General features: G+C 68.9%; 39 protein-coding genes and 1 pseudogene. 16 read left to right on the top strand and 24 right to left on the bottom strand.

Annotated elements, in window-relative coordinates; all coding sequences use genetic code 11:
• Positions 1–379: 379 nt before the first annotated feature.
• Positions 380–1,510 (bottom strand): DUF932 domain-containing protein, encoded by a 1,131-nt coding sequence (locus tag A4R43_RS01110; protein ID WP_162788256.1) that lies wholly within the window; start codon positions 1,508–1,510, stop codon positions 380–382.
• Between the two features lie 333 nt (positions 1,511–1,843).
• Here A4R43_RS01110 and A4R43_RS44420 point away from each other — a divergent pair, with 333 nt between their 5' ends.
• From A4R43_RS44420 to A4R43_RS01070, 10 genes are all read left to right on the top strand, one after another.
• On the top strand, positions 1,844–1,966 hold the full coding sequence (locus A4R43_RS44420) for a hypothetical protein (RefSeq protein ID WP_257791788.1): 123 nt from the start codon (positions 1,844–1,846) through the stop codon (positions 1,964–1,966).
• Entirely contained in the window at positions 1,963–2,118 is a 156-nt protein-coding gene (locus A4R43_RS42485) for a hypothetical protein (protein WP_162788255.1), read from the top strand. The genes A4R43_RS44420 and A4R43_RS42485 overlap by 4 nt, the downstream gene beginning before the upstream one ends.
• A gap of 5 nt (positions 2,119–2,123) precedes the next feature.
• On the top strand, positions 2,124–2,321 hold the full coding sequence (locus A4R43_RS01105; protein WP_162788254.1) for a hypothetical protein: 198 nt from the start codon (positions 2,124–2,126) through the stop codon (positions 2,319–2,321).
• Positions 2,318–2,734 (top strand): hypothetical protein, encoded by a 417-nt coding sequence (locus tag A4R43_RS01100; protein WP_093935622.1) that lies wholly within the window; start codon positions 2,318–2,320, stop codon positions 2,732–2,734. The genes A4R43_RS01105 and A4R43_RS01100 overlap by 4 nt, the downstream gene beginning before the upstream one ends.
• Positions 2,715–3,188, top strand: coding sequence for a hypothetical protein (locus A4R43_RS01095; protein WP_162788253.1), 474 nt, complete (start codon positions 2,715–2,717; stop codon positions 3,186–3,188). Before A4R43_RS01100 ends, A4R43_RS01095 begins: the two co-directional genes overlap by 20 nt.
• Positions 3,181–3,444: a hypothetical protein gene (locus A4R43_RS01090; RefSeq protein WP_093935620.1), complete on the top strand. Its 264-nt coding sequence runs from the start codon at positions 3,181–3,183 to the stop codon at positions 3,442–3,444. Before A4R43_RS01095 ends, A4R43_RS01090 begins: the two co-directional genes overlap by 8 nt.
• Positions 3,441–3,848: a hypothetical protein gene (locus A4R43_RS01085; protein WP_113690567.1), complete on the top strand. Its 408-nt coding sequence runs from the start codon at positions 3,441–3,443 to the stop codon at positions 3,846–3,848. Before A4R43_RS01090 ends, A4R43_RS01085 begins: the two co-directional genes overlap by 4 nt.
• Before the next feature lie 139 nt (positions 3,849–3,987).
• Positions 3,988–4,353: a helix-turn-helix domain-containing protein gene (locus A4R43_RS01080; RefSeq protein WP_162788252.1), complete on the top strand. Its 366-nt coding sequence runs from the start codon at positions 3,988–3,990 to the stop codon at positions 4,351–4,353.
• Positions 4,353–4,532, top strand: a complete 180-nt coding sequence (locus A4R43_RS01075; RefSeq protein ID WP_113690565.1) for a hypothetical protein — start codon at positions 4,353–4,355, stop codon at positions 4,530–4,532. The genes A4R43_RS01080 and A4R43_RS01075 overlap by 1 nt, the downstream gene beginning before the upstream one ends.
• Positions 4,532–4,912, top strand: a complete 381-nt coding sequence (locus tag A4R43_RS01070) for a hypothetical protein (protein ID WP_113690564.1) — start codon at positions 4,532–4,534, stop codon at positions 4,910–4,912. Before A4R43_RS01075 ends, A4R43_RS01070 begins: the two co-directional genes overlap by 1 nt.
• A 58-nt stretch (positions 4,913–4,970) precedes the next feature.
• On the opposite strand, the gene A4R43_RS01065 is transcribed toward A4R43_RS01070, so the two are convergent.
• The 15 genes from A4R43_RS01065 to A4R43_RS01010 all read right to left on the bottom strand — a co-directional run bounded on the left by A4R43_RS01065 (position 4,971) and on the right by A4R43_RS01010 (position 12,367).
• Complete coding sequence (locus A4R43_RS01065) at positions 4,971–5,792, bottom strand: hypothetical protein (protein WP_162788251.1); 822 nt, start codon at positions 5,790–5,792, stop codon at positions 4,971–4,973.
• Positions 5,785–5,958, bottom strand: coding sequence for a hypothetical protein (locus tag A4R43_RS42480; protein WP_162788250.1), 174 nt, complete (start codon positions 5,956–5,958; stop codon positions 5,785–5,787). Before A4R43_RS42480 ends, A4R43_RS01065 begins: the two co-directional genes overlap by 8 nt.
• A 97-nt stretch (positions 5,959–6,055) precedes the next feature.
• Positions 6,056–6,259 (bottom strand): hypothetical protein, encoded by a 204-nt coding sequence (locus A4R43_RS01060; protein WP_093935614.1) that lies wholly within the window; start codon positions 6,257–6,259, stop codon positions 6,056–6,058.
• A 302-nt stretch (positions 6,260–6,561) separates the two neighbouring features.
• Entirely contained in the window at positions 6,562–7,440 is an 879-nt protein-coding gene (locus A4R43_RS42475; RefSeq protein ID WP_162788249.1) for a hypothetical protein, read from the bottom strand.
• Positions 7,441–7,467: 27 nt separating this feature from the next.
• Positions 7,468–8,328 (bottom strand): DUF2303 family protein, encoded by an 861-nt coding sequence (locus tag A4R43_RS01050; protein WP_113690561.1) that lies wholly within the window; start codon positions 8,326–8,328, stop codon positions 7,468–7,470.
• Positions 8,329–8,336: 8 nt separating this feature from the next.
• Positions 8,337–8,672 carry a hypothetical protein gene (locus tag A4R43_RS01045; RefSeq protein WP_113690560.1) on the bottom strand — a complete coding sequence of 112 codons (336 nt, stop codon included), beginning with the start codon at positions 8,670–8,672 and terminating at the stop codon, positions 8,337–8,339.
• Positions 8,669–8,803: a hypothetical protein gene (locus A4R43_RS44415; protein WP_257791787.1), complete on the bottom strand. Its 135-nt coding sequence runs from the start codon at positions 8,801–8,803 to the stop codon at positions 8,669–8,671. The genes A4R43_RS01045 and A4R43_RS44415 overlap by 4 nt, the downstream gene beginning before the upstream one ends.
• On the bottom strand, positions 8,800–9,564 hold the full coding sequence (locus tag A4R43_RS01040; RefSeq protein WP_205215583.1) for a recombinase RecT: 765 nt from the start codon (positions 9,562–9,564) through the stop codon (positions 8,800–8,802). Before A4R43_RS01040 ends, A4R43_RS44415 begins: the two co-directional genes overlap by 4 nt.
• Positions 9,565–9,629: 65 nt before the next feature.
• Entirely contained in the window at positions 9,630–10,628 is a 999-nt protein-coding gene (locus A4R43_RS01035; protein WP_162788248.1) for a YqaJ viral recombinase family nuclease, read from the bottom strand.
• A complete protein-coding gene (locus A4R43_RS42470) occupies positions 10,625–11,005 on the bottom strand; it encodes a hypothetical protein (protein ID WP_162788247.1) in 381 nt (126 codons plus the stop codon). The genes A4R43_RS01035 and A4R43_RS42470 overlap by 4 nt, the downstream gene beginning before the upstream one ends.
• 224 nt (positions 11,006–11,229) lie before the next feature.
• Positions 11,230–11,493, bottom strand: coding sequence for a hypothetical protein (locus A4R43_RS01025; RefSeq protein WP_093935607.1), 264 nt, complete (start codon positions 11,491–11,493; stop codon positions 11,230–11,232).
• Complete coding sequence (locus tag A4R43_RS01020) at positions 11,490–11,684, bottom strand: hypothetical protein (protein ID WP_143267137.1); 195 nt, start codon at positions 11,682–11,684, stop codon at positions 11,490–11,492. The genes A4R43_RS01025 and A4R43_RS01020 overlap by 4 nt, the downstream gene beginning before the upstream one ends.
• On the bottom strand, positions 11,684–11,860 hold the full coding sequence (locus A4R43_RS42465; protein WP_162788246.1) for a hypothetical protein: 177 nt from the start codon (positions 11,858–11,860) through the stop codon (positions 11,684–11,686). The genes A4R43_RS01020 and A4R43_RS42465 overlap by 1 nt, the downstream gene beginning before the upstream one ends.
• A gap of 85 nt (positions 11,861–11,945) precedes the next feature.
• On the bottom strand, positions 11,946–12,134 hold the full coding sequence (locus A4R43_RS01015; protein WP_113690556.1) for a hypothetical protein: 189 nt from the start codon (positions 12,132–12,134) through the stop codon (positions 11,946–11,948).
• Positions 12,131–12,367: a helix-turn-helix domain-containing protein gene (locus tag A4R43_RS01010; RefSeq protein ID WP_113690555.1), complete on the bottom strand. Its 237-nt coding sequence runs from the start codon at positions 12,365–12,367 to the stop codon at positions 12,131–12,133. Before A4R43_RS01010 ends, A4R43_RS01015 begins: the two co-directional genes overlap by 4 nt.
• 283 nt (positions 12,368–12,650) lie before the next feature.
• On the opposite strand from A4R43_RS01010, the gene A4R43_RS42460 reads away from it, so the two are divergent.
• Together A4R43_RS42460 and A4R43_RS01005 are read left to right on the top strand one after the other, a co-directional pair.
• Positions 12,651–13,100, top strand: coding sequence for a hypothetical protein (locus A4R43_RS42460; protein WP_143267135.1), 450 nt, complete (start codon positions 12,651–12,653; stop codon positions 13,098–13,100).
• A 150-nt stretch (positions 13,101–13,250) separates the two neighbouring features.
• Entirely contained in the window at positions 13,251–13,457 is a 207-nt protein-coding gene (locus A4R43_RS01005; protein WP_113690554.1) for a hypothetical protein, read from the top strand.
• Between the two features lie 368 nt (positions 13,458–13,825).
• On the opposite strand, the gene A4R43_RS43110 is transcribed toward A4R43_RS01005, so the two are convergent.
• From A4R43_RS43110 to A4R43_RS00995, 4 genes are read right to left on the bottom strand one after another with little or no spacing between them, the layout of a single operon-like run.
• Entirely contained in the window at positions 13,826–13,999 is a 174-nt protein-coding gene (locus tag A4R43_RS43110) for a hypothetical protein (RefSeq protein ID WP_205215197.1), read from the bottom strand.
• Positions 13,999–14,175 (bottom strand): hypothetical protein, encoded by a 177-nt coding sequence (locus A4R43_RS43105; RefSeq protein ID WP_205215196.1) that lies wholly within the window; start codon positions 14,173–14,175, stop codon positions 13,999–14,001. The genes A4R43_RS43110 and A4R43_RS43105 overlap by 1 nt, the downstream gene beginning before the upstream one ends.
• 39 nt (positions 14,176–14,214) lie before the next feature.
• The gene (locus tag A4R43_RS01000) at positions 14,215–15,471 is read right to left on the bottom strand and encodes an MFS transporter (protein WP_113690553.1); all 1,257 of its coding nucleotides are present in this window, start codon (positions 15,469–15,471) and stop codon (positions 14,215–14,217) included.
• The gene (locus A4R43_RS00995; RefSeq protein WP_113690552.1) at positions 15,468–16,844 is read right to left on the bottom strand and encodes a M20 family metallopeptidase; all 1,377 of its coding nucleotides are present in this window, start codon (positions 16,842–16,844) and stop codon (positions 15,468–15,470) included. The genes A4R43_RS01000 and A4R43_RS00995 overlap by 4 nt, the downstream gene beginning before the upstream one ends.
• Before the next feature lie 117 nt (positions 16,845–16,961).
• On the opposite strand from A4R43_RS00995, the gene A4R43_RS00990 reads away from it, so the two are divergent.
• Positions 16,962–17,870: a LysR family transcriptional regulator gene (locus tag A4R43_RS00990; RefSeq protein ID WP_113690551.1), complete on the top strand. Its 909-nt coding sequence runs from the start codon at positions 16,962–16,964 to the stop codon at positions 17,868–17,870.
• Here the strand turns inward: A4R43_RS00990 and A4R43_RS00985 are convergent.
• Positions 17,827–18,270, bottom strand: a complete 444-nt coding sequence (locus A4R43_RS00985) for a MerR family transcriptional regulator (RefSeq protein WP_113690550.1) — start codon at positions 18,268–18,270, stop codon at positions 17,827–17,829. The genes A4R43_RS00990 and A4R43_RS00985 overlap by 44 nt on opposite strands.
• Positions 18,271–18,324: 54 nt before the next feature.
• On the opposite strand from A4R43_RS00985, the gene A4R43_RS00980 reads away from it, so the two are divergent.
• Both A4R43_RS00980 and A4R43_RS00975 read left to right on the top strand, forming a co-directional pair.
• A complete protein-coding gene (locus A4R43_RS00980; protein WP_113690549.1) occupies positions 18,325–19,878 on the top strand; it encodes an FAD-dependent oxidoreductase in 1,554 nt (517 codons plus the stop codon).
• Between the two features lie 219 nt (positions 19,879–20,097).
• Positions 20,098–20,517, top strand: a complete 420-nt coding sequence (locus A4R43_RS00975) for a nuclear transport factor 2 family protein (protein WP_113697275.1) — start codon at positions 20,098–20,100, stop codon at positions 20,515–20,517.
• Here the strand turns inward: A4R43_RS00975 and A4R43_RS00970 are convergent.
• Together A4R43_RS00970 and A4R43_RS00965 are read right to left on the bottom strand one after the other, a co-directional pair.
• Positions 20,507–21,889: pseudogene (locus A4R43_RS00970) on the bottom strand (serine hydrolase domain-containing protein). The gene A4R43_RS00975 and the pseudogene A4R43_RS00970 sit on opposite strands and share 11 nt — an antisense overlap.
• On the bottom strand, positions 21,886–22,146 hold the full coding sequence (locus A4R43_RS00965; protein WP_113690548.1) for a hypothetical protein: 261 nt from the start codon (positions 22,144–22,146) through the stop codon (positions 21,886–21,888). The pseudogene A4R43_RS00970 and the gene A4R43_RS00965 overlap by 4 nt, the downstream one beginning before the upstream one ends.
• Positions 22,147–22,305: 159 nt before the next feature.
• Here A4R43_RS00965 and A4R43_RS00960 point away from each other — a divergent pair, with 159 nt between their 5' ends.
• Positions 22,306–23,211 (top strand): helix-turn-helix domain-containing protein, encoded by a 906-nt coding sequence (locus A4R43_RS00960; protein WP_113690547.1) that lies wholly within the window; start codon positions 22,306–22,308, stop codon positions 23,209–23,211.
• Between the two features lie 166 nt (positions 23,212–23,377).
• Here A4R43_RS00960 and A4R43_RS00955 read toward each other — a convergent pair whose 3' ends face one another.
• Positions 23,378–24,124: a hypothetical protein gene (locus tag A4R43_RS00955; RefSeq protein WP_113690546.1), complete on the bottom strand. Its 747-nt coding sequence runs from the start codon at positions 24,122–24,124 to the stop codon at positions 23,378–23,380.
• Between the last annotated feature and the right edge of the window lie 80 nt (positions 24,125–24,204).

Raw genomic sequence — 24,204 nt, 5'->3', positions numbered from 1 at the left:
GCATCGGCACACGGGGTCACGGTCGAGCACTGCGGCCCGGAATGCCCGGTGCCCTGCTGTGCGGTACCCCTGCTGTGCAGGGTCGAGCCTGCGGCGGGCTGCTGCCTGCTGTGCATGCTCAGCACAGCGGCCCCCACCTGGGGCAGGCTCACCACAACCGGGCACGGTGCACGGTGCGGGGGCACGGTACGGCATGCCTTGCCCCCTGCCTGCCCTACAGGGCAACGGAAATACACCAGGGGCAGGGACACCAGGGGGACCGAAATACACACCTGCACGGGGCTCTCAGCGGCCGGAAATACACCAGCGGCAGGGAAACCCGGGATAGGGCAGTGCCCCCCTACCTGTTCGGCAGAGGGGCACTGAGCGGCACGGTGGGTCACTTGGCGGCCACGATGTCGAGCGACTTGGAAAAGGCCAGGTGCTTGAGCTTGTTGTACTGACCGAGGAAAGCACGGTCAGCCCTGGCCAGTTCGGCGGCATCGGTGCCGACACCGGGGACCGGAATTTCCCAGTCCAGGTACTCAGTGATCGAGTTGTACCCGGCCCACACGGTTCCCCGGATGTTCTCCTGAGTGTCGGCATTCTTGAACAGACCATTGAGCGAGTCCCAGTGGTCATGCTCGGGCTTTTTCCAGTCATCCATCGGCTTCGAGAACTTTTCGGGCCACACGGCCTTGATCAGGTCACCGAAGGTGTCGGCCGACATCTCGGTGTTGATCATGCTTTCAGCTTCGGCCTTGAAGACCTCTGTCCACTCGAAATTGATCTTGAGGGCTTCACGGGCTTCGGCGATCCGGCCCTGTAGCCCCTTGCTGTGCCGGAAGGTGTACTCACTGCGGAAGTTCCGGAGTGCAGCCCTTTCGGTGTTGGCACAGACCACCCGGACCGGGGTGGTGACCACCTTGAGCTTCCCCTGTCCGGAGTAGTTGTTGAAACCGGCCATGAACAGGCCGATCTCATCGACACCACCGATGGTCACGGCCTGCGGAAGCTGCATGGTGAGGAAGATGTCCCGACCATTGCGGAGCGAACCTCCGGTGTCGAACACAGCACCGGAAGTGTCCACAATGGTCTGCATGAACTCGGCGAACTCTTCCGGCTGAATGATCGGGTACTCACCGGACACGATGCCGAGATTCTGAAGCTCCCCGGTGACCGGAGTGGTCCGGTAGGTGCTCACCCATCCATCCACGGGGAGAAGCTGGGCGGTGTCCTCTTCGGACACCATCAGATCATCGGAACCACGGTCCGGCTCCTGCGGAACGGGGCACTTCTGGGTGTGCTTGGCACCGATCTTTCGGTTGCACTCCTGGCACTTCTCACCCGGCACCACGGCGGTGAGACCGAGCGACTTCCGAATGTTCCAGTTGGACAACTGGGCCAGGTCCAGCACTTCCTGTGCGGTCATGGGACCGGGGGCCACGGTGCCGAGCCGGTGCCAGCCCGGCTCACGGGCGGCAGCGAAAGCGGTGCTGCCATCGGCGAACAGTTCAAGCTCATGTGCCACTTGGATCTCCCTGGTGTGTTGTGGCTGCCTTGCTGACTCCACAAGCATGCACACCAGAGTTGCCGATTGGCAAATCATTGTGATTCAAGACACAGTTAATTGACGATTGGCAATCACTGTTCCCATGCTGGGGAGGTCAGCAAGGCACCACACCAGCAAGGGAGACAGGCAGTGAAGCTCCGGAGAGGCCGGAACATCCGGCCAAACCACGAACCTCCCCGGCCACCCCGGGCGGAACCCCGGACGGTCGAACAGCTCTCACCGGAAGAGGCGGAACGGGTAGGGAAAGCGGCCTACTACGGCGGCACCGACTGCCACGACGGAAGGGGCGGCGTGATCGCTTGGGCCAAGCTCACCGACGCCCGCCGGGAGTACTACATCGGCATCGCCGCCTGCGTGCTCACCGAGGACTCCTACATCCGCCAGGAGGAAATCGTTCTGAGGTCCGCGCGGTGAATGCGATTCTCGCGACCCTGGCAGCCCTGTCGCTCGGCGGCGGGCTGCTGGGGTGGATCTGGACTCGGAACTGGCGCGTCGGCGCGACCGGTCTCGTGATCATGTTCGTGATCTCGATGATCGGTGGCCAGCTCGCGGCGCACGGCGGGTGACCGGGATGGACCGAAACAACCCCGTGCGGATCGATGGGACGGTCGTCTTCGCTGACGGCCGTACCCATCTGGTCCGGATCTTCCCCGGTGGCTTTCACCAGTACGCCGCCACTGCCGAGCAGTGGCGCGACGCGGAGGCCGCCCTCAAAGCACTCGCTACGGCGTTCGCTGCCGTGGTCAACGAAAAGGATGATGCTCGATGAGCGGCAAGCTCAGGTTTGGTTACAACAAAGGACTTCCGTCCGGGGTCACCACCGCGTGGGGCTGCCGGGCGATCGTCGGCGACGGTTTCGGGATCGACGTTCCGCCGGACCGCGAGTCCGGCTTCGGCGACCACCACACCCTGACCGGGTACCTGCGGGACCACTGCGGTGACGCGTGGATGGCCAAGGCGACCGCCATGTTCGAGGAGGGCGAGATCTTCGTGGGCAGCGACCGCGAGATCACGCTGTTCGACGACGACCGCGCCGCCATCAAAGCGAACCCCCGGCGAAGCTACGGCTACCTCTACGTGTGCGCATACTTCAAGCCGCGGGCGGCCGAGCGCATCGACGACGGCGAGGGTTTCGCCTCGCTGCGTGAGCTGCTGGATCTGGGTGGCCACGACGATGAGTAAGCCGAAGGCGAAGTCCATCATCTGCGCAATGTGCAGCCGAGCGCTGGACACGCTCACCGACGAGTCCGGCGTTGGGTACGTCCATCCGGCCCACGTCAATGCCGACCACGATCCGGCACCGGTCGAAGCACCGGATGGCTGGCGTGGGCAATGCGACTTCTGCCTCGCCGACAACCCGGTCGCGGTGTTGCCCGCCAACGACTTCCGGGTTCCGCATGCGTCCACTCACCACAGTCGAGGTGACTGGGCGGCGTGCGGGATGTGCGCGATCCTGATCGAGACCGGTCGTTGGGAGAGGCTGGTCAAGCGCGCGGTACGGAAGACGGCGGACGTTCACCGGGTCCCGGTGAACGTGACGATGGTGGTCATCACCACCGGGTTGTACGAGGCGCTCCGCAAGAACATCTGTGGACCGCTGCGTCGGCTGGACGAGAAGGCGGGCACCGATGGATAAGACGCTCGCGATCATCTCGGTAAACCAGGGCGACATCGTCCAGCTCGGGTTCACCAGCAACTACTTCCACGTGACCGATGTCCGGGAGCCGACGCATCCGGCGGCTCCCGGCATGGTCTGGCACGGCAGCTACTTCCGCTGGGCCGAGGGTTGCTGGGGTGAGCCGACGCTCATCCACATGCACGAGGGCAAGCCGATGCCCTTCGTGCTCGACCAGGCGACCCGCGAGATGTTCGGCTGGGGTGATCTGCCGTGAAGCACTCGCCGACACACAACGGCTGCCAGGTGTTCCACTTCGCCGCCTGGCGGTGGTGCATCAAACGCGCGCACGAGCTGCTGGAGGTGCACGAGTCGGTGGCGACCTTCCACGAGCACGTGCTGATCACCGGCATGGAGCAGTTCCTACCGCTCAAGCCCGCGCCGGAGGGCCGGTTGAAGCTGATCGAGGTCCGGGTGGACATCGAGTACGCGATGACGAAGACCGATCTCAGCAAGCCGATCATCCTCGCGCCGCTGAGCAGTCCGTCCGGCGAAGACTTCGGCTGGATGGTCATCGACGGATGGCACCGGATCTACCGGGCGCTCTCCGAAGGGCGGGAGACCTTGCCCGCGTACCTGCTGAATCCGGCCGCCGAAGAGGCCATCCGCATCCCGCTCTGATCGAGGAGGCGAACACACCGTGACAAGCGATAGCCCCGGTCGCGAGGCGGCCGGGGCTATCGTGTCTTCCTGCAAAGAGTCAGCAAGGCAGGGAGACACCCGGATGGTACGTGACCCGCTGATCCCTCGGCTGGTCTCGGTGACCGAGGCGGCCGAGATCGTGGGCTGCTCGCGCCAGAACATCAACAATCTGATCAACAGCGGCAAGCTGCCCGCTGGGAACGCAGGTACCACCCTGGTGCTGGCCGAGGACACTGTGCGCCGCTACGCGGCAGGCGAGCGGTTCAGCTTCCCGACGGTCCTCGTGATCGATGGCCTCGATGAGGCGACAGACGGTTGGGTGGAGCAGTTCCGGAAGGCGGTCCCGCCCGACTACGAGATGCCGGAGCGGTTCGCCCCGTCGGACCTTGGAGTCGCAGCCGGCGAGCCGTACCGAGTGGAACTGCTCGACAACCAGGGCAGGACCCTCGCGGTGAAGACCGTGGACGCCGAGGCGGTGAACTGATGACCGAGAACGAGAAGTACCTCGCCCTGTGCCTCGTGGACCAGATCGACGCCAGCGCCAAGGCGATCAGGGACCTCGGAGGCGACGACCTCGCGGAACAAGTCCGCGCGTTCGCCAAGGACGTCCGGCACACGGTCGCCACGGGAGGCAGCCTGTTCAACGACGAGGTGGTCAGCTGATGGGGTTCATCCACGAGATGCCGCCGGAAGCGGGTGCCTGGCAGGTCGAGACTCGGCGCGAGAGCTTCTACCTGCATCGAGGCGAGACCGGCGATCTGAGCACGTTCCCGACAACCGGCTTCTCCTGCCCCGAGGAGTCGCTACCTGGTCTCGTCGCTGCGTTGAAGCTGGTCATGTCCACGAAGGCGTACCAGGAGGACGCTCGTCGTCCAGTCGGCCCGTGCGCGATCACGCTCGAATCGGGTCGCGCGAACGTGCACCTGCCGGTGATCACTTACGGGGCTCAACTGGAGATCCGATACGGCGAGGTTCCGATCCTGCTCGGGCGGCTGGAGAGCCTGTTGAACGGGACCTACGGGGAGGTAGTCCGGGGGCTGTAGCCACACTGCCGGACGGTGATGACATCGATCTTGCACGCAGGTCAGGGCGTTGGCAAGTTCATGCGACGTGGCGTGGCTTACTCACGTGCGCCAGCGCGAGGTCGCGGACGTCTCCGAACCGGAAGACCGGTCGGCCCCGGCCGTCGGTGCCGTGCGGCACGATCCTGCCCCGGCTCACCCAGGAGTCCCAGGTTCCGCGCGGGATGGTCTTGTCCAGCAGGAGCCGAGCCCAGCCGAGCGCCACGGTCGCGGTGACGCGGAGGTCGGCGGCGTAGCTGATCATCCAATTCCGGCGCTCGTCGACGTCGTGTTCGGTACCGCAACTGCCGCACTGCACCCGGCGCTGACCGGGGCGGGCGTAGAGGTGATCGGGACACCTCCCGCCTTCGACCTGCGCATCGCATGGTCCGGCGTAGATCCGGTCCGGCGGGCGGTCGACGACCCGGCGGACCCGAGCGACGACGTGAGTGATCTCGTCGTGCAGCTCGTCGGCCGCCGGGTGCAGTGCGAGCAGTCCGGGCAGGCCGACCATCCAAGCGACCGCGCCCGCGGTTGACCCGGCAGGCGGGAGCAGGTGCGGATTGCACTCGTGCACCTCGCGTGCCCAGGTCGAGACGGTGTTCGCCAACACCCAGCCGACTTCGCTGGCCGCTTCGTGAAACGGCATCGGCCGCTCGGCGGCATGGCCGCCGACGCCGGTCCCGAGCGTCATCGTGTGCTGCCGGGAGAGCGTGATGCCCAGCTCGGCGAGGAGGCCGTGCCCGCCGCTGCCGTCGCTGATCAGTTCCCTCAGCGCGGCGGTCAGCTCGGCGAGGCAGCCGGGGCACAGCATGTCGGTCGTCGGCCTGCCGCACCCGGTGACGCAGCTCCGCTCACTCATGGCGGTTCCCGCCTTCGGCGGCGGACCAGACGGCGGCGGTGATCAGCCCGGCGACGCCGATCAGCAGCCACTTCCAGTCGGACGTCCAGACGCTCACCACCACGGCCGCGACCAGCAGTGTGAAGCCGACGGCACCGGCGCGCGGGAGGCTGTTCGGTGCGCTCACACCATCACCGCCCACAGGACGGCGATGGCTACGAGGCAGAGCAGGCAGAGCGCGATGAACGCGGCTTCCGGCCAGGATGGCTGCGGCGGGCGGTGCATCACTCGGCCTCCCCGTAGCCTGCCGCGTGCAGCAGGGGCAGCAGGTCGGCCAGCTCCAGGCGCACGGGCACGGCGAGCCGAGCGTTCGGAACCTGGACCGCGTCGGGATCGCGGGCGAACTCGATGAGCGCGGCGAGGTCTCCGGCGGGCAGCCACGCCCACCAGGTGCCCGGGTCGCTCTTGCCGTCGCGGCGCTGAACCACGATGCCGAAGTCGGCCCCGGCGGAGACGGCCTGGTCGTTCGTCTCGCGGATGATGTTCGCGATGTCGAGCGTGGAGAGGTTGCCGCGTGCCTTGACCTGCCAGACCAGCCGGTCGGTGCCTCGGATGTCGCCGAGGTCGGCGCTCGCCCGGTCGGCGCTGCGCCAGCCGTTGTCGGCCTTGCGCTCGGCAGCCGGCCAGCCGTGGACACGGAGGTATCGGCCGACGTCGCGCTCGGCGCGGATGCCCTTGTCCCGGTTGGCTCGGCCGATCTCGGCCCGGGTGCGGGTCGTGGTGGCCCTGGCTACTGCTGATCACTCCTGGCTGTCGTGGTGCTGGTCTTGAGTGCGGCGCGGACGAGTTCCATGCCGCGTGCGGCGCGTTCCGCGGCCTCGGGGTCGTGGTGGCAGAGCCGGGTTCCGACGTAGCCGTTGGCGTCGCACAGGTCGCAGTTGGCAATGGCGCGTTCGCGGTCGGCCGCGCGGGCTCGCTGTTGCTCGGTGCGGCGGGCTGCGCCGCGTGAGCTGGCTTGCTGGTCCCATCGCTGGGCTGCTTCGCGGGCTCGGGCGCAGACGCCGCAGGGCGGCGGGTCGGGGTCGTGTTCGTGGTCGATGCACCGGTCGGGTGGGCGCTGGTCGGTGTCGGGCGGTGCCTCGCGCGCGCTCCCGCGTGCGCGCGCACCCCCTTCCCTTCCTTTCCTTTCCCTTCCTTTCCCCGTGGTAGGGCTACCGGAGTCCTGCTGTAGCGAAGGTGGAGCCTCGCTACCTGCAGTTTGTGGAGAACCTGGGGATTTCTCCGGTGAAAGCCCGGTAGCCCTACTGTCGGGGGACGGGACAGGTAGCGGAGTGCCTTCCGACGCGGGCGGGATCTTCGACGGCGTGGGCTTCTGGATGCTCTGGTGATCGCTCCAGTTGACGATCTCCAGGTACCGCCGACCGCCCACGCGGTAGCGCACAATGCGCTCGTGGGCGGCCAGCGTCTCCAGGTCTTCCTCGATGTCGGCCAAGGACACGTCGTCCAGCGGCCAGATGTCACCCTTGATCAGCCGGGCGTTGTCCTTGGTGCGGCCTGCGTCGTCGCAATGCGTCCACAGGCCGATCCATGTCAGGCGCGCGCGAAATGGCAGCGTCGACACGTCCTCGGACCGGAAGAAGCTCGGCTTGATCGTGCGGATACGGGGCACTGAGAGCCTTTCCCCGTCGGTGGTTGGTCAGTGTTCGAGGTGGTGCAGCACGGGCGCAGACCCGAGCAGCACGGGTGCTTCGAGCGCGCCCGCGAGCATCTGCCGGACGTCGGCGAACGCTTGGCGTTCGACGAGATCCGGTCGGTCGAGCCGGTATCCGATGCCGAGCTGGCCTTCGCGGATGCGCCAGCGCAGCCGGGCGGTGACCTCGGTCGCGGGGAGGCCGACGAACGGGGCGACCGCGATCGTGAATTCCGCGGGAACCTCCAGCCGGCCACTCGCCCCGGCCTTGGCCTTGGTCTCCTCGCTCCACGAGAGCTGCACGTCGCCGGAGTCAAGCCGGGAGCCTCGGGAGAACGAGGCGTTCCGCCGGGTCTGGAAGGTCAGCGCGATTTCGAGCATCGTCGCGGTGTCCGGGTTGACGATCGTGTGCGCCCGGTCCTCCAGGTGCTCGGCGAAGTCCTCCTGCGACATCAGCGAGTTGTCCCGCCGAATCCACGCCTTCCAGTCCTCGTCCCGCTTGAGCTTGAGGACGGCTTCGTGGTCACGCCATCCGGCGGTGTAGCCGTTGGAGTGGTCGTTGAAGGTGGCGGTCACCTGCGAGTGGTCCTGGTCGGCCCACACCGTGGTCGAGGCCGTGTGCAGCCGGTTGACGTACGCGGCGAAGTCGCTCGGCTCGGTGAGCAGCGCGGTGCCTCGCGGCCTGCGGGGCTGGTCCAGCATGCGTTCGAGGTCGGTGGTGTCGATCCGCTCGTCGTTGCGCAGCGTCCGCACGACCACGGACTTCTCCGGTGTCAGGTCGAACGGCTGCGGCGGCGTGGCCTCGTCGGCACGGCGCTGGAGGTCTGCGACCACGGCGGCGGTCTGATCGGTGGTGTCGTCGGGCACGGGTGCTCCTACTCCGAGAACAGCGCGGTCTGGCGCGGGTCGTTGCGGACGAGTTCGCCAGCGTCGGTGGCGAAGAAGATCGACTCGGAGCGGTCGTGCTCCGGCAGGCTGCACTTGATCTGATCGGCGACCATGACGGCCCCGGGCGTGCGCTCCTGCGGTCGGATCGTGAGGGTGTACGTGATCTTCCCGGCCTTGCGGGTCTCCTCCACGGACAGCACGAGGTCGCGCAGCGCCTCGGACAGCTCCTGGTGGGTCTTCCCGCGCCGGTGCTCCATCAAGAAGGCCGCGAAGTCGCGCGGCTCGGCGCGCTCCGTCGTGGCCTCGGTGGCAGCTTCGGTCATGCTGGTTCCTCCTTGGCAGCAGCGGTTTCCTCGCGGATGAGCTGCCGGATGTTCTGGGCGAGGCTGATTCCTGCGCTGATGCAAAGCAAGATGGTCGTGATCAGCCGGATGGTGTCGGTGGCTCGTCTCATGGGGTGGCGGGCTCCTCGGGCGGGATCTCGTCGGCGGACGGCTGCGGTTCGCTGGTGTCCTCGGCGGGCTCGGCGTCGATCACCTCCCCGTCGAAATCGGAGGCGACGTCGTCCAGGGCCTCGGCGTCGAGATCGGTGCGGACCGTGCCCTCGGCCGCGATCGCGCGGTTCATGACCGTGGCCATCGGCAGCCACTTCGCGAGCTGGCGAACGGCTGTCTTGCGGGCCATCGCCTCCCAGTCGGTGACCCACGGCCCCTTCTTGCCCGCGCGGGAGCGACCTCGGATCGATTCGACGCTGCCGACGTCGAGCACCTCGAACTCGGCCCCGCCGTCAACGAGGGTGGCGGCGGCGTAGACATCAGTGATGCCACCGCGGTCTCCTCGCGCGGGCCGGTGCACCAGGTCGGGATGCAGCCCGTACGAGTACTCGAACTCGTCGGCCTCGTGGACGACCCGAGCGGAGATGTTGCGGAGCTGGCCGCTGTTCCACGCGAGCTTGATCAAGCCCCGGTAGCCGGGGATGAACGTCACCTGGTCCCCGTACGGAACCAAGTACGCCTCGCCCAGCGGGCCGGGTTCGAGCCCGAGCTGCGCGGAGGTCATGAGCGCGCCGAGGAGCGATTCGGGGCGACACCGCATCAGGTCGTTGTTCTGCTTGATCACGGTCAACGCGACCCGCGTGAACCGCTCGGGATTCAACGCGGTGCCGTGCAAAGCGCGGGCGATCTCCGGCTTCTGCCGTTCGATGAGCGTCCGCAAGTCGCCGCCGGACGACGCCGAGCTGGACTTCCGCTGCGCGAGCGCGGCCTTGGTGTTCGAGTTGCTTACTGCTGATCCCTCCTGGCTGTGGTGATGGCGTAGGTCAGGCGTCGGCCCGCTGGCCGCTCGGTGACGTAGAGCGCGTACAGGTCCGGGCGCTCGACGGCGAACGCCTCGTGGTCGACGGACCGCGAAGGCTTCGCCGGAGCCCGATGAGTCGCGACCTTCTCCCCGTCGAGCCGGGCTTCCTCGGCCTGGCCCATCTCCGCGCGCAACCGGTTGTCGATGCCGGTGCGCTCGGACTCCAGCGCTTTGATCTGTTCGCTCAGCTCGTGGCGGCGCGCAAGATGCTTGTGCCACAACGGGTCCAGCTCGACTGTCTCGCCTGACACCGCAGGCCAGCGCGCCAGCGCTCGGCGGGTGATCTCGGAGGCGTCAGCCGGGGGCGGTTCGTCCCGCTGTACGTGACCCCAGAACTCGGTCGCGGCGTCCACGAGGTCGGCGATCAGCTCGTCGTCGCGGTCGATGATCCGTTCGAGGTAGGTGTTCGTGTCGAGCAGCGCGACGACGAAGGTCCGGGGTGCGCCGAGCAGGTGCATGTACCACTGGACCTGGCAGACGTAGTGGACCGGAACGTCGTCCTCGGCCCATTCGGCGACGGCCCGATGTCCGCCGGTCTTCGCCTCGACGATCCCGGCCAGCTCGCCGGAGTACTCCCACGCCAGCCCGTCGACGTTGCCGAGCATCCACGTGTGGTCGCGGTTGCCGTAGACGCCCTCGCCCCCGGTCAGCACGTACTCGGGGTGCCGGTTGTCCCATTCGCGCAGCAGCACCGGTTCGAGCACGTGGCCCCAGTACATGCGCTCGGTGGCGACTTCGTCGAACTCGGCTTCGACCCGCCGGGTCTTCTCCAACCAGAGCTGGAACGGCGTCTTCCACGGGTTCAGCCCGGCAGCGGCGGCAACGTCGGAGCCGCCAAGGCCGAAGGTGCGCGCGAACTCCCAGTCGTCCTGGCTCGCCCCGGCTGGAAGCACGACCGGGGCGTCCAGCTTCCCGGCCGTCACGACGTCCTCCGCAAACCGCGGGAGGTAGCCGCGGCAACGTCGCTGATGCGGAGCGGAACCGTCGCGACCCACCAGTGCTCAGGCCGGGCATTCTCGTGGAGAACGTCGAGCATGACCGGCGGGACCTTGTGCCACAGCGCCCAAGCTGACCAGCGAACGATGTCGTCCGTCGGCTGGACCGACACCCGCACAGCCGTGCGGTCGCAGGTGAGCCAGTTGGACGTGAGGCCCAGCCCCCAGCGGTCGGGCTGCGGCAGGTCCGTCAGCCAGACCAGCCAGTGTCCGAGCAGCGGGTGTCGGTTCGGGCGCAGCTCAAGGCTTCGCTGGATCGAGCGCGCCCGGTGTTCGCAGGTGAAGTGGTAGAACGCGCGGGGCAATCACTGATCACCGACTTGAACGGTCAGCGGATGGGCGCGGAACCACTCGTGCGCGTCGTACATGGCGACGGAGTGCGCGGTCGTCTTCCGCTTGTTCGCGGTCGTGATCGCCTCGCGGAGCGACTGCGGAAGCCGTAGCCAGCACGTCCGGCAGGCGTAGAACTCGGGCTTGACCTGCCGCCCACAACCTCCGGGGCAGTCATGGTTCCTTCGTCGGGTCGCCGTCAGTCCTGCTCACCGCCGTCGCGGTCGTCGTCGGAGGCGGGTGCGTCAGCCGGCGAGCCGCCGGTGGTGTCGAAGGAGGGAAGCTGGTCGGCCAGCTCGTCCATCGTCTCGTTGAACACCGGAGTGTCGGGATCGCGCTTCTGCCACTGAACAGTCAGCGGGAGAACGACTTCGTCAGTCACCGGGTTCGGCAGCTCGGTCGTCTCGGCGTTGTCCTGGGCGGTCTCGGTCACAGTCTTCTCCGTCTCGGTCTCGTCGTTCACAGGACAACCCCGGCGATCGTGAAGCCGAGGGCGAAACCCAGGCACGCCATAGCGGCGACGACACCGACGATGGCCCGCGGCAGCGCTCGGGCGGTCATCGCCGACCGGCGGAGCGCGGTTCGCCAGCGGTCGAGCGTGCTCAGCCGGGCGTGGCGGCCGGTTGGGGCGGGAGCAAGCAGGCGGGCGGCCATCACGCGACCTGCCCATTCCAGTGCCGTGCGGGCGCGTCGCGTCGGGGTACGGGCATGACCAGGTTGGTGATCTCGCCGTACAGGTACACCACATCCCGTCGGGTGCACTCGTCCGCTTCGTGAAGCACGTGCCTGCCTTCCTGGTCGTCGTGCTGCTGCGTGATGGGGGTGGTCATCCGTAGCTCCGATCCGGTCAGAGAGATCGGGAGCTGGCCGACGAGATGTCGGGGGCTACCCGTCGGCCAGCTCCCGCCTGGTCCGCTATGCGCCACGGGCCAGGCGCTTGGTGGGGTCCGGCCGCAGCAGGACCGCCAGCTGGTCCCGCTGCGCGGGAGTCAAAGGGCCGTGGTCATCGGCGATGTCAGCGACGTACTCGGCGAGGTTGCGACTGATGCCGAGCCGTTCGAGGTCGCCATCGGAGAGCACCGGCTGGGCTGGCTTTCCGGTCATGCCGCACCCGACGCGCCGTCGTCCTCTTCGTCTTCGTCGGTGGCGTCGCCGCGCGCGAGGTAGGGGCCGATCAGCTCCGGGCTCGCGGCCGGGTCGTCGACCACGAAGAAGGTGCCGTGCGGCACGCCGAGAACGTCTTCCAGCTTTGCCGCCTGCTGGAGCGGAATCACCGGCGATGCCCCGTTCAACACCTGGCTCAGCCGAACCGGCGAGATGCCCGCACGGAACGCCACGTCCGCATGCCGACCGGTCGCTTCGACAAGCTCCCGAAGTGCGCTAGCGTCTGACGCTCGCACGTATGTAGCCACGACGAACTCCTGTTGGGTTAGCAAGCATGGGTGATCCGCGCGGCGGCCCAAGATCCGCCGACCGCGTCATTGGCCCTGGTCAAGGGCCGTAAAGACCGTGTCTGATCTCCACGTTAAATTGGTTTCAACACGGCCGCAACGGTTACAGTCAGTTAAACGTGCTTTAATTCCTGCGACGTGGGCCACGTCGGGGCCTAGGGGCGGTGTGGTGAATCTCTGCGAACTGATCAACATGATCAAAGATCGCGACGGCCTTACCTGGCGCGAACTCGCGGATCGTGCGCGGCAGAAGGGTGCCCCGGTACCGACTGGCCTGTTCCACCTGGGCAACCCGGACCGGCCGATGCAGGACTTCCCCCGCACGAAGACGATCATGGGCGTCGCCGCCGCGTTGGAGGTCGAGCCCGACGTGGTAGCGGCAGCCGCCCTGGAGTCGCTCAACCTGCAACAACGCAACGTAGTCGACGTTCACGTCAAGAATGCCCGCATCCATACGGGTGGTACGAACCCGGAAGTAGGGGGCCAACCGGGTGAACGCTGGGTGATCATCACCCCAGATGACGAAACCCCGCAGGATGTGCTCAACGCGTTCGAAAACGCGACAAATCTCCGCGTTGTCCTGCCGAAAGATGCGTCATTACCTGCGGAAACTGCTTAGTTGCCGAGATACCCCCGACCGTTAACACCCGTAAGTACCAAGGTGGTAGGACGATCGGGCGATTGTTACCGTCCGGTCAGGGGATGCCACAGGGGCTGCGGCGAAGCCTTCGACCGCTGGCCTCCGATGGGGCGGGAGGGGTGTGGGCCTGTGACGGACGAGTACACGTTGACGCGCGTCGACCTCGGTGGACTGAGATCCATAGCGATCAGGTTCGACGCCGACGGCACCTGCGAAGTCTTGGCCGATCACTCCGTCCCTGACTGGGAGGTTGACGCCTACGTCCGCGCCGCACTCATCCACGAGCAGACCAGCCGACGACAGGCTGAGCCGGACGACCCCGCCGCCAGCGCCTAGCAGGGCACGGAGCGGCCTGCTCGGCTCATGGCGAGCAGCAGGCTAGGATCTCTTCAACGGCACTTAACCCTTGTCCCACAACGGTTTTAGAGCCCCGGGAGGGGCCTTGGAGAAAAGATGTCACATGTGGGGTATTGCGGAGGGCAACGAGTTCTGCGTGCTCGCGGGCCGCTACCCCTGAGCACGCCCGGTGGTCCAGCCCTGCCCGCGCGCCACGTGTCAGCCGAGCGGCGTCATGTCGGCTACCAGCGCGTCGAGCGCCAGCCGGTCACCTTCCTTGACCGCCGCCAGGCAGGCTGCCCGTCGGTCCACGCCGGTCAGCCCCTGCCAAGCGCGTGCTCGCGGGCCGCTACCCCTCTGAGCACGGCTCACGCCGCTTCGGCGGCGCGGTGCCTGCTCTGGTGGCAGGAAGTGCAGACGACCGTCCGGCCGACCACGCTGCCGTCGTCGCCGACGATGCTGGCCACGCGCAGGGTGGAGAACCCGCATTCCTTGCAGGGCAGTCCTTCGCTGTGCTCGCTGAACTCGATTCGGTTGGCCATCAGCTCGTTCCTTCCGGTTCCATGCCGCCGCTGTCGCCACGCCGCTCGTCCGGTTCCGGGTCGCCGGGGCGCGGTTCCTGGTCGCGGTAGGTCGGTTCGGTGTGCTCACCGCCGATGTCGGCGTCCTGCTCCATGCTTTCGGCGGTCACCGGATCGATTTCGGGGGTGTTCTTCATCACCGTCGGCTACCCGCCGGGAACGGCCGGAAACGTGCGTCAGCGGATGCCGCGAGTGCGGTACCCGGCCGCCAGCGCCGCGATGCTGACGAACGACACCGCGAGCAGGTAGTAACCCGGCGCGAGCTGCGAACCGGTGCTCGCGATGAGCGCCGTGGCGATCGTCGGGGTGAAGCCGCCGAAGATGCCGACGGCGGTGTTGTAGCTGAACGACAGCCCGGTCGCGCGCGCCCTCACCGGGAAAGCGTCCGCCATCACCGACGGCAGCGCGCCGAAGTACACCGCCTTGAGCAGCCCCAGGATGGTCATGACCGCGGTGAGCGTGAGGAACGAAGGCGCCGCGGTGACCCACGCGAACAACGGCACCACGCCGACCCCGATCAGCACCGCCGCCGGCACCATCAGCACGAGCCTGCCGAACCGGTCGGCCAGCAGCCCGACCACCGGCGTGCCGAAGGTCAGGATCACGCCGGTGACGAAGAGCGCCACGAACGACAGTGAGTCGTCGAGGCCGAGTTCCTCGACGCCGAAGGTGGGCAGGTACTGGAGGATGAAGTTCAGCGCGGTGGACACCACCAGCGAGCCGCCCGCGATGAGCAGTCCGCCCCAGTGGTGCCGGAACACCGACAGGATCGGCGACGGCACCGGCTCCTCGTCACGCAGCGCGGGCGATTCGTCGACATAACGGCGGATGTAGTACCCGACCGGCCCGATCAGCAGGCCGAACACGAACGGCACCCGCCAGCCCCACGCGGTCATCGCCTCGTCGGAGAGCACCGCGGTCAGCACGGCCGCGAACCCGGCCGCCATCAGCGTCGAGAGCCCCTGGCTGGCGAACTGGAAACTGCCGAGAAAGCCCTTGCGGCCCTCGTTCTGCTCGACCAGGAACGAGGTCGCCGCGCCGAACTCACCACCGGCCGCGAAGCCCTGCAGCAGGCGCGCCACCACGACCGCCAGCGGGGCGAGAATGCCGAGCGTGTCGTACCCCGGCAGCACGGCGAGCAGCAAGGTGCCCGCCACCATCAGCCAGATGGTCAGCATCAGCGCCTTCTTGCGCCCGTGCCGGTCGGCGTAGGCGCCGATCACCAGCCCGCCGAGCGGCCGGATCAGGTAGGTCACGCCGAACACGGCGTACGCCTGCACCAGCTGGACGCCGGGATCGCCTTCGGGGAAGAAGGTCCGGCCGATGTAGCTCGCCATCAGCGCGTACACCGCGAGGTCGAACCATTCGAGCGCGTTCCCGATGGTGGCGGCGGCGATGGCGCGCCGCGTGGAGGTGGGTGCGGTGGTGGTCATCGCGGTGCCCTTCCGACGGCGTGGAAGAGGGCGGTCGCCAGCACCAGGCCCTCGCGCGCGATCGGCGCGAGCAGGTGCTCGTCGGGCGCGTGCTGGAGGCAGCCGGGATAGGAGTGCGGCACCCACAACGCGGGAATGCCCAGTATTTCGGTGAACACGAAGTTCGGCAGCGAGCCGCCGATGTTGGGCAGCACGGCGACCGGCCCGCCGGTGACCTCCTCGAGCACGCCGGCCGCCCAGCGCGGCCACGGTGCGTCGATTTCCGTGCGGCTGGCGGGAAAGTCGCCGGTGATGCGGACCTCGACCATCGGGTAACCGTGGGCGGCGAGGTGCTCAGTCAGCACACGCCGCGCGTCGCTGACGTCGGTGCCGGAGACGTACCGCAGCTGCAGCGCGGCACGGGCGCGGCCGGGGATCGCGTTGACCGGGTGGTCGATGTCGGCAGCGCCGATGGCGAGCACTTCGAGCGTGTTCCAGCCGTAGAGCCGTTCGGCCGCGGTGAGGTCCTGGGCGCCCCAGCCCGCGTCGGGTGCCGGGTCGCCGGGGCTGTTCGCCACGGTGATCCCGGCCAGCGCCGCGCGCACCGCGTCCGGGATTTCCGGCGGCAGCAGGCCGGGGATCTGGATGCGCCCGTGCCCGTCGACGAGGGTGCCGATCGCCCCGGCCAGCGTGGTGGCGGGATTGCGCAGCACACCGCCCCAGTTGCCGGAGTGGTACGAATCGGGCCGCAGATCGGCGTCGAGTTCGAAGTTCAGGCCGCCTCGCGAGCCGAGGAACAGCGTCGGCGTGGCGGCGTCCAGGCGCGGGCCGTCGGAGGCGATGAGCACGTCGGCCCGCAGCAGTTCGCGGTGCGCCGCGGCGAACTCGGCGATCCCCGGCGAACCGATCTCCTCGCCGGTCTCGAACAGGAACTTCAGGTTGAACCCCAGCGAGCCGGTTTCGGTCAGCAGCAGGCGCAACGCGGTGAGGTTGACCAGGTGCTGCCCCTTGTTGTCGGCGGTACCGCGGCCGTACCAGCGCTCGCCGTCCACGGTCAGCGTCCACGGGTCGCGGCCGTCGCTCCACTGTCCACTGTGGCCATCGACCACGTCGGCGTGGCCGTAGCACAGCACGGTCGGCAGGTCCGGCGACTCGGCACGCGTGCCGAGCAGGAACGGGCCGCCCGCCGGATCCGGGTTGGGGTGCTCGGTCACCGTGCAGCCGAGGTCGGTGAGCAGCGGCGTGAGCACGTGGTCGAGGTATGCCCTGAGCGCAACGTTGCCGCGTTCGGTGGTGCTCTCCGTCGGATAGCCGACGAGCTCGGCGAGGTGCGCGCGGAACGCGCCGGAGTCCACGTGGTTTTCGGCTGCACGGCGCAGGTTCTGCGGGATCACTGGCAACTCCGGTGGTCGGTGGCACCGAGCAGGCTAAGCCGGTTCCGGCGTCACCACCATTGCCGATTTTGTCATCGAGCGTTCTACTATCGGCAAACCGGACGAAAGGCGGGTTCGATGCAGCTGCTGCCGGTGGGCCTGACGTACTTCGCCGAGGTCGCCCGCGCGGGCTCGGTCACCGAGGCCGCCAGGGCGCTGACCGTGGCGCCGTCCGCGATCAGCAGGCAGATCGCGAAGCTGGAGGCCGACCTCGGTGTGCCGCTGTTCGCGAGGCATCCGCGTGGCATGACGCTGACCGACGCGGGCGCGCGGCTGCTCGCCCACGCGCGCCGCACCGAGGCCGAGTCCGCCGCGCTCGTCGGCGAACTGCGCCAGGGCGACGGCTCCGAGGCTCGCCGCGTGGTGGTGGCGTGCTCGGAGGGTTTCGGCAGGCGGATCGTGCCGCGCGCGATGGCCGCCTTCCGCCGCGAGCACCCCGGCGTCACCTTCCAGCTCGACATCGTGCCCAGGGAGGAGGCGACCCGCCGGGTGGTGGACGGCATCGCCGACGTCGCGGTCACCTACACGATGGGCCCGCAGCACGACGTCCGCGTGGAGTGCGCGGTCGTCACCGAGGTGGTCGCGGTTGTCCCTGGTGGACACGAGCTGGCCGGGCGGGAGCGGATCGGGCTGGCGGAGCTGTGCGCGCACCCGCTGGCGCTGGCGTCGTCGCGGACCAGCCAGCGCGAACTGTTCGACCTGGGCGCGCGCATGGAAGGGCTCGAAGTGGCGCCGGTGCTCGTCTGCGACGGGCTGGCGCCGCTGTACGAGTTCGTCCGCGGCGGCGGTGGCATCGCGCTCGTCGGTGATCTGGGCGACCTGGACCGCGGCACCACCGGCGACGGCGTGGCCTACGTGCGGCTCGACCACCCCGTGTTCCGGCAGCGCGAGGCGCAGGTGCAGACCATGCTGGGCAGGCGCCTGCCGTCCTCGGCCATGCAGTTCACCGGCCTGCTGGTTTCCCTGCTCCGGGAAGCGGCCCGCTAGCCCCGGCCAATGCGTGCTCGACGGTCTGCTCGAGCTGTTCGGCCAGCACGGGGCAGTCCCGCACCGGATCGTCACGCGGGCAGGTGAGCAGGTGCTCGAGCACGCGCTGCGCGGCCTGGAGGCGCTCGACCTGCTCCCGCATCACGCCGATGGCGTCCTCGATGACGGTCCTGGGCCCGGCCTGGTCCGCGGACAGCGCGGTGGCCGTGTCCGCCAGGCTCATCAGGCCGTCGTGGTGGAGGAGCTGGACCAGGGCGAGCCGTCGCAGCTCGCCGCGTCCGTAGGTGCGGACCGTGCCGCGCCTGCCCGCCGGGGCCAGCAGGCCGATCTCGTCGTAGTAACGCAACGCGGACACCGCGAGGCCGAAATGCCGCGCCACTTCGCTGATCGTGTAGTGCACCCCACCAGGATCACAGCTTGCACTCAAGCTGGCTTGAGCGGGCACCGTGACGGCATGAGCGAAGAGAAGCCCTACGAGGTGGTGGTGGCCGGCGCCGGGCCGGTGGGCCTGTCGGCCGCGTTGTTCCTGGCCGAGCGCGGGGTGCGGGTGCTGGTGGTGGACAAGCGGGACCCGCTGACCGGCCCGCCGCGGGCCGGGGCCAGCGTCCGCACGCTCGAACTGTTCCGCTCGATCGGGCTCGGCGCGCGGGTGGACGAGCTGGCGTGGAACGGCCCGGCGCCGCTGCGGTCGGTGGTCAAGGACAGCGCGGCCGGGGCGGTCCGGCATCGCGCGGGACCACCGGCGCGGTACGCGGAACGGCTGGAGACGTGCAGCCCGATCGACATCCGGCGGACGCTGACGCAGTACGAGGTGCAGTTGCTGGCGCTGGACCGGCTGCGGCAGCTCGATGCGGACGTCCGGTTCGGTGCCGAGGTGGTGGACGTCTCCAGCGACGCGGACGCCGTGCGCGCCCGAGTGGTCGAGTCCGGCCGCACCCGGGAAGTGACGGGCCACTACCTGGTCGGAGCGGACGGCGCCCGGAGCCGGGTGCGGGCCGCGTGCGGTATCGACGTGCCCGACCGGCGGGTCGCCGCCCGGCTCAACACCGCGTTCTTCCGCGCGGACCTCGGCCGTCTGCTGCCGGAGTCGGCGACGCACGCCTGCTTCGTCCGCAACGAGCACGTCCACTGCACCCTGTTCGCCAAGAGCGCGGCGGGTGACCACTGGTCGTCGCACCTGATGGACCAGCCGGGTGAGCTGACCCCGGAGCAGACCCTGCACCTGCTGCGCGCGGCGATCGGTGACGACACCGTGCCGATCGAGCTGATCTCGTGCAACGCCTGGGAAGCGGCCATCGGCATCGCCTCGGCGTTCCGCCACGGGCGGGTCTTCCTGGCGGGCGACGCCGCGCACGTGCAGAGTTCGGCCGGTGGGCTCGGCATGAACACCGGCATCCAGGACGGGCACAACCTCGCGTGGAAGCTCGCGGCCGTCCTCAATGGACACGCGGACGAGGCGCTGCTGGACAGTTACGAGCCCGAACGCCGTGCTGCCGCCGAGGCGTCGCTGGCGCTGTCCTTCCGCTTGCACCGCGGTTACCAGGACGGGCAGGACACCAACGAGTTGTACGCCCGGCTCGCCGCCGATTACCTGCGCGGCATGATGTTCCACCACTACGAGTCGGGTGCCGTGGTTACCGACGACGCGGGCGCGCCGGATGTGCTCGACGACCGCGCGGTGCCCGGCCGCCGTCTGCCGCACCGGTGGCTGGACGGCGGCACGCGGTCCACGCTCGATCTGGTGGGTTCCGGCTGGGCTCTGCTGACCGGTGAGGGTTGGCAGGCGACCCCGATCGATGGTGTGCGCGTGGTCGCGGTGCCCGGGGCGGTGTTCCCCGACCTGGCCGACGGCGCCCTCCTGGTGCGGCCCGACGGGTTCGTCGCCTGGCGCGCGGCCGGGCTGCCCGTCGACCCGGCCGCCACCGTGCGCGGAGTGCTGCGGACCCTGCACTGGCGGCCTGCGCGCGGCGGCGCTGTACGAACGGGAGGGCTACCGGCACCGGGGTAGCCCCTTCCACCTACCGGACGACCCACCCTCCACCCGATGCGGCGAGACCCGGCGTAGGGGCCCTGTCGCCACAGACCCGTGCAATGAATGTGGCTTTCATAGCGTCTGGCGCAATGAAAGCCACATTCATTGACGGGGCCAGGGCGCGGGTCAGGCCGCCGGTGCCGCCGATCAGACGCTGACAGAAGGTGTCAGTGACCCCGGCCTAGCGTGCCGATCATGAACACTGAAAACACCCGCGCGACGGTGGCGGAATTCCTCCGCCGCCTGTCCGACGGGGACCCGGACCGGATAGCCGAACTGTTCGCCGATCACGTGGACTGGGCGCTCGACTGGCCCACCGATGGCCATCCAGCCGTGCCGTGGATCCGCGCCCGGTCCACCCGCGCCGAGGTCGCCGACCACTTCCGCGCGCTCAACGAATTCCACGTGCCGGACCGGCGCGGCGCCGTGGTGCCGGAAGTGCTCGCCGACGGCCGGGATGCCGTGGTGCTCGGCGAAATCCGGCAAACCGTGCGAGCCACCGGGCGCCCCTACACCGCCCGGTGCGCACTGCGACTGACCGTCGAAAATGGACTGATCACCCGGTACCACGTCTACGAGGACAGCCTCAGCGTCGCGCGGGCCTTCAGCCAGTGACGGCGCGGGGATGCACCCGGCCGTTGGTGTGCAGGTACCGGGCGGCGCCGCCGGCGAAGTCGTAGATCGCGACCGTCTGCGGGTCCTCCAGTGGACTGGCCGGCGGCAGCACAAAATGCGTGTCGCTGACCGGGAGCAACTCGTAGGTGAGGTGGTCGGGCCTGCCGAGGAAGCTCGCCTGCACCGGGTCGAGCGCCAGGGTCAGGTACAGCTTTCCCGCCTCGGCGGTGACCTCGTAGCGCGTGCCGGGGCGCTCGTAGATCCCGGTGTACCGCAACGGATCCAGGCGCAGCGCGGGGTCCGGCGCGGGCAGCGCGGGCGGGGTGACCTGGCCCAGCTCGGTCAGGATCTCGTGGTATACCGCGCGATAGAAACCGTCACGGGGGCCGCCGTTGGCCAGCAGCACGACGGCGGTCCCCGAGTCCGGTAGCAACCGCAGCCGGGCGTGCTGGCCGATCGTGCTGCCGTCGGTGGCGTAGACGGTTTCCCCGTGCCAGTCGCACACCATCAGCCCGAGTGCCCATTGTGGACCGAACAGGTACGGGTCGGGCACGGGCACCCGCGACCGCATCAGCTCTCGCAGGCCGTCCGCCGGGACGATGCGCCGCCCGTTCTCGGCCACCCCGTCGTTGAGCAGGACGTGTGCCATGGCCAGCACTTCACGCGTGGTCGAGGTGATGCCGCCACCGGGCCCGTACTCGCGTGGCAGGTGGTCCATCGGCGTGACGATCGGGCCTTCCGCCAGTGACCGCAGGAGGTGCCCGGTCGCGGCGGTGGCGGGGTCGGCCTGCTCGGGCCGGCTGTTCGTGTGCACCAGTCCCATGGGCTCGAAAAGCCGGGTGCGCATCACCTCGTCTCATGGTTTCCCGTCGGCGACCTCCATGATCCGGGCGAGGATCGCGTAACCGAGCGCCGCGCTGTAGCCGTGGGTGTGCCCGAGCGGGAAGACCTGCGGCGCCTCGGTGATGTTGGCGACCATGCGCTCGTACACGTCGTCGCCCTCGCCGGGATCACCGTAGGCTTCTTCGATTCCGTTGGTGTGGTTGAGCAACTGGCGCGGCGTGACCTCGGCGGTGGTCACCGGGTCGGCCACGCGGAAGCCGGGCAGGTAGGTCCGCACCGGCTCGTCCAGCGCGACGCGGCCCTCGTCGGCCAGTTGCCGGAAGGCCAGCGCGGTCCAGGTTTTGGTCATCGAGCCGAGCTGGTACACCGTGCCGATCGTCGCCGGTTCGCGGGTTTCCACATTCTTCACGCCGACCGCGAATTCGGCGATTTCCCCGTGGTGCGACACGCCGATCGCGGCGCCTGGGATCCCGTACTCGGCGAGGAGCCCGGTGACGCGGTCGCGGACGCGGCCCAGGTCGATGGTCATCGCGGCAGGCCGACCGCGTTGGCGGCGTCGGCTTCGAAGTACTCGGTGGTGGCGTGCGCACCGGCGTGTGCCTCGAAGAACTCCCGTACACTGTGGACTGAGTCGTGGGTGAGCACGTTCACCGCCTTGCCGCCGTCCTTGCTGGCGACGGCCAGCTTCCATTTCGCACCCTTGGGCAGTTGCGCGTATGCCTTCTTCAGCGCCTGCCAGAACGCGCCGTCATCGGTGACCGTGGACACGGCCAGTACGTGGGTCATCGGGTTCCCTTCCTTTCCGGACGGCGAAAAGCTACGTTGCGTTTCGACTGTCGGCAACGAAAAACCCTTGTGGATGCCGAAAAAATTGCAACCGCGGTGCCGCTGAACGCAACGGGCGTTGCACTGTACTGTGGGTGAACGCACAGCGAGGAGGTGCCGGTGCCGGGCGGCAGGCTGACCTACGAAGAACGACGGCGGATCGCGGCGTGGCTCGCCGATGGGCTCGGTTACGCCGAAATAGGACGGCGGCTCGACCGTCCTACTTCGACCATCAGCCGGGAAGTCGCCAGGAACAGCGCGGCGGGTGACTACCGGGCCGCGCAGGCACAGCAGAACGCCGGCCACCGCGCCCGCAGGCGCCGCCCGGCTCCGCCCCGCGGTTCCTCCGGCGACGAGCAACCGGCGGTGCGCGAGTTCCAGGAGCGGTTCGCGGCCCTGCTCGCCGCGACCGGCCTGCCCCGGATGACCGCGCGGGTGTTCGCTTGCCTGATCACCGCGGGCCCGGCGGGCTGGGCGGCGGCCGACCTGGTGCGGCAGCTGGAAGTCAGCCCGGCGTCGGTGTCGAAGGCGATCGGCGCGCTCGAAGGCATGGAGATCGTCACGCGGCGGCACGAACCCGGCACGCGTCGCGAGCGGTACCTCATCACCGATGATGCCTGGCTGCGGGCGTGGCGGTCCGACACCGGCACGCACCGCGAAATCGCCGACGCCGCCCGCCAAGGCGCGGCGATCGTCGGCCCGAGAACCGCGGCCGGCGCGCGGCTGGCCACCATGGGTGAGTTCTTCGCGCAGCTCAGCGCCCAGATGGACACCCGCGAGGCCGGGGAGGACGCGCTGACCGTGATGGCCGCCCTAGCGCACGCCGGCCGCCCGCTCACCCGGACCGCGCTGGCCACCGCCCTCGGCTGGCCGGGCAGACGCGTGGCTACCGCACTGACCACGCTCCGGCGGCAGCCCGCCATCGCCGACCCGCTCACCCTGAACACCGCGGCGCCGGGCAAGTACACCCTCATCGCGCGAGAGGACCGGCTCACCGCGACCCAGCGGGCAGCCTTAGCCCGCTGAGCAGCGCCAGCAACCAACCTCGGCAACCAGCCCCAGCAACCCGCTCCAGCGACCAGGCCGGTGACATCCGCCCGTCTCCTGTCACGCGGAAGCGACACGAATGTGGCTTTCGGAGCGAAATCCGCCCCCAAAGCCACATTCGTGTCCAGAGCGCCGCCACCCGGGGTCAGACGTTGAAGGAGAAATCTCCGACGCCCCGCGAAGCCAGCTCCGCGGCAATCGCCGTGGCTGCCTGTCCGCGCAGGTCGTAGGCCAGTTTCTCCTGCGCGCTCGTCGCGCGGTCCGAAGCCGGTGAAGCCAGGAAGTCCATCTCACCGCGGTTGCGCGCGGGCGTTCGCGCCGTGCACAGGACGTTGCCGGTGCCCAGCTCCACAAGAAGCGCCTCGACGGTGACCGAGCCCGGGGTGAAGAACGCCGACGAGCCGGGCGCCAGTGTCCCGGGCCGCAGGTCGGCGAACTGCAGCACCACAACGGTCCCGGCGTTGAGGAACCGCCGGAGCTGCTCGGCCTCCGCGTCGTCGACGCGGTCGGAATCCTCGTCCCGTTCGCGGTAACCCGGCAACGGCATGCTCACCAGGTCCGCCAGCGTGGACCTGCCGAAATCATAAAAACCGGGCGCACGCAACGGATCCGCCAGCCGGTCACGCATCACCACGTCGATGGGGTTCCGGTAGGACTCCGTGGCGCTATAGGAAACCCGCGGCCCGGGACGACAGGAGGTACCCATGGCCCGTCCCGGCGGCGGCAGGGTCTGGTCCAGCCGCGCGAACTCCTGCCGCAGGGTCTCCAGCCGGGCCGACTCGCTCAGCACGACGTCGCGCACGGTGTCGCGGGTGAGCTGCCGCACGGCACCGACCAGCACCAGCAAGCCCAGCACGCCCGCCAGCACAAACGCGATGATCCGGCGTGCCACGGGGTGCCTCCTTCGACGAACCGACCAGCTCATTCTCGGGCACGTCACCCGGCACACACCGCATGCGGCCGGAAGCGGCC

It is taken from the genome of Amycolatopsis albispora, assembly GCF_003312875.1.
Classification (GTDB): Bacteria; Actinomycetota; Actinomycetes; order Mycobacteriales; family Pseudonocardiaceae; genus Amycolatopsis; species Amycolatopsis albispora.
This window is presented reverse-complemented; position numbering and strand designations above follow the sequence as displayed.

Excerpts from the sequence above, each read along its gene's own strand:
- A4R43_RS01105 (WP_162788254.1), top strand. The coding sequence starts at position 2,124 with ATGGACCGAAACAACCCCGTGCGGATCGATGGGACGGTCGTCTTCGCT.
- A4R43_RS01100 (WP_093935622.1), top strand. The coding sequence starts at position 2,318 with ATGAGCGGCAAGCTCAGGTTTGGTTACAACAAAGGACTTCCGTCCGGG.
- A4R43_RS01090 (WP_093935620.1), top strand. The coding sequence starts at position 3,181 with ATGGATAAGACGCTCGCGATCATCTCGGTAAACCAGGGCGACATCGTC.
- A4R43_RS01075 (WP_113690565.1), top strand. The coding sequence starts at position 4,353 with ATGACCGAGAACGAGAAGTACCTCGCCCTGTGCCTCGTGGACCAGATC.
- A4R43_RS01070 (WP_113690564.1), top strand. The coding sequence starts at position 4,532 with ATGGGGTTCATCCACGAGATGCCGCCGGAAGCGGGTGCCTGGCAGGTC.
- A4R43_RS01065 (WP_162788251.1), bottom strand. The coding sequence starts at position 5,792 with ATGAGTGAGCGGAGCTGCGTCACCGGGTGCGGCAGGCCGACGACCGAC.
- A4R43_RS01045 (WP_113690560.1), bottom strand. The coding sequence starts at position 8,672 with ATGACCGAAGCTGCCACCGAGGCCACGACGGAGCGCGCCGAGCCGCGC.
- A4R43_RS44415 (WP_257791787.1), bottom strand. The coding sequence starts at position 8,803 with ATGAGACGAGCCACCGACACCATCCGGCTGATCACGACCATCTTGCTT.
- A4R43_RS01020 (WP_143267137.1), bottom strand. The coding sequence starts at position 11,684 with ATGGCCGCCCGCCTGCTTGCTCCCGCCCCAACCGGCCGCCACGCCCGG.
- A4R43_RS42465 (WP_162788246.1), bottom strand. The coding sequence starts at position 11,860 with ATGACCACCCCCATCACGCAGCAGCACGACGACCAGGAAGGCAGGCAC.
- A4R43_RS01015 (WP_113690556.1), bottom strand. The coding sequence starts at position 12,134 with ATGACCGGAAAGCCAGCCCAGCCGGTGCTCTCCGATGGCGACCTCGAA.
- A4R43_RS43110 (WP_205215197.1), bottom strand. The coding sequence starts at position 13,999 with ATGGCCAACCGAATCGAGTTCAGCGAGCACAGCGAAGGACTGCCCTGC.
- A4R43_RS43105 (WP_205215196.1), bottom strand. The coding sequence starts at position 14,175 with ATGAAGAACACCCCCGAAATCGATCCGGTGACCGCCGAAAGCATGGAG.
- A4R43_RS01000 (WP_113690553.1), bottom strand. The coding sequence starts at position 15,471 with ATGACCACCACCGCACCCACCTCCACGCGGCGCGCCATCGCCGCCGCC.
- A4R43_RS00990 (WP_113690551.1), top strand. The coding sequence starts at position 16,962 with ATGCAGCTGCTGCCGGTGGGCCTGACGTACTTCGCCGAGGTCGCCCGC.
- A4R43_RS00980 (WP_113690549.1), top strand. The coding sequence starts at position 18,325 with ATGAGCGAAGAGAAGCCCTACGAGGTGGTGGTGGCCGGCGCCGGGCCG.
- A4R43_RS00975 (WP_113697275.1), top strand. The coding sequence starts at position 20,098 with ATGAACACTGAAAACACCCGCGCGACGGTGGCGGAATTCCTCCGCCGC.
- A4R43_RS00965 (WP_113690548.1), bottom strand. The coding sequence starts at position 22,146 with ATGACCCACGTACTGGCCGTGTCCACGGTCACCGATGACGGCGCGTTC.